Genomic DNA, 1,999 nt, shown 5'->3' on the forward strand with positions numbered 1-1,999 from the left:
ACGATCTACAGGAATGCTAAAGGTTAGCTTTAGTTGAAGAAAGCCACTGATTTTTATCAATGGCTTTTTTGTTTGTTTAATGGAAGACCTCTTACGATTAGCTATTTATTTAATCAGGGCGGGATTCTAGTTACTTAATTCCATTAATAATTCGTGGACAATGTGTTGTTCAAAATCTTGTGGCTTATCCAATAGTATCCCTCTTCTTGACGCAACTGCAATTATTAGTCCTAATTCATAGTACATATTTTTAGAAACTAATCCTTTTGAAATCATTTTTTCACTTCATAATAAAATTGAATCAAAAAATCACTTGGTAATTTTACATACAAAGACATTTTCGAGAACACCTACTATTCCTACTGTATTAATAGGGATAATATCAAGTGAAACTGAAATTGAAAAGAGTTTTTCGCCAGATTCATAAATTTGTCATTTTATTGCAGATACTTTTGACAATACAGCTTTAATTTTGTTGAACAAACTCGGCAGTTTAGTGCAAGAAGAATGTGTGAAGAAAGTTTAAAACAATTAAGTTCTTTATTGGAGCGGGGATATTCCTTAATAGGCGGGATTTCTAAATTTATAATTTATAGACTAATACCGTGACAAGCTTTTGGAAATTCACATATTAATAGGAGAAAGTATAATATAAAAAGGAATGGTAGCTTTTGAAGATTTTATTTCTAGAAAGTCACCCAATTTGGATTTATGGTTTACCTAATGGTTTTAAAGAAGAAGGGCATACGGTGATGATTTCCGGGCCTTTAAGTAAGGATAATATTTCAGAAATGCTAGATTTGTTTAAGCCTGATTTAATCATATATCTCGGATGGACAAACGAACACTCGAAAGAAAAGTGGCCGTGGATCCGAGAGGCTATCAAGAAAACAACGATTCCGCTCGTTTATTGGGCAACTGAAGACCCTTTACACACTGAAAATTTTACCAAACCTCTTATTAATGCAGTTAAACCAGATTTCGTTTTTACGGTAACACCTTCATTATGTGAAAAATATGAGAAACTAGGTTTCAAGGCTGATCATTTAGACTTTGGGTACCATCAGAGTGTACATTATCCTGTACAACCATTTAATAACTATCGTTGTGACATAGCGGTAGTAGCTAATGCTTATCCTGATTATCTTAAAAAAAATCCAGAGTCGTTCCGTGCGGAGGCCTTAAGGACATTAATAAAGCCACTTATCAAGAAAGGAATTCGGGTTGATTTTTGGGGGAATCATTGGGATAAAATGGGGGAGTATATTGGAAGTGACATTCCAACTAATTGGATTCATGGCTATTTAGACTATAGGGATGCCTATAAAGTCTATAGTTCTGCCAAAATCGTTATTGGATTGCAAAACTCTAGCAAGCAACTTACGATGCGCACTTTCGAAATTCTTGGTTCTGGTGGGGTTTTATTAACAACGGATACACCTGCAGTTCGTGAAAAATTTACACCAGGTCAAGATTTAATTGTTTCATCCGGCCGTAAGGAAACAGTATCTAAGATTCAAGAATATTTAAAAAATGATCTAGAAAGACAACAAATACGTGAAAATGGTCAAAAAGCTGTCCAGGATCATTCCTATCGAAATCGAGCTAAGCGAATACTTGAAGTATTAGAAAATAGAGGGATTCTAAGAGATATCGGAGAAATTATTCATTATTCCGAATTTCTAAAAGAAATCTATGAAATTTATAAGATTTCTCCTGATGACACTCTTGCAAAAATTGCAAATAGATATAATGTCCCGATAGAACAATTGATCGAACTTAATAATCTTAGTTCAGATAAAATATATGCAGGTCAAATAATTAAAATTAAGAAAAAGCATACTAAAAATAACTTTTAAGGATTTTTGGGCTGGGTTGTTGTTCTAGATCCGAGTGAAGAATCACTTGTACTTTATAATATTGCTTATATTGCGAATATTTCCACTTAAAGAGGGCGTTAGTTCAAATAAGAAATTTTCAGATAAAAGCCTGTATCAAT

1 protein-coding gene is annotated in these 1,999 nt (G+C 33.2%); it reads left to right on the plus strand.

Translation table 11 applies throughout. The features are described from left to right. Positions 1-671 precede the first annotated feature (671 nt). Positions 672-1,859 carry a DUF3880 domain-containing protein gene (locus COD92_RS03180; RefSeq protein ID WP_098532483.1) on the plus strand — a complete coding sequence of 396 codons (1,188 nt, stop codon included), beginning with the start codon at positions 672-674 and terminating at the stop codon, positions 1,857-1,859. Positions 1,860-1,999: the final 140 nt, after the last annotated feature.

The sequence above is a fragment of the Bacillus sp. AFS037270 genome (assembly GCF_002585305.1).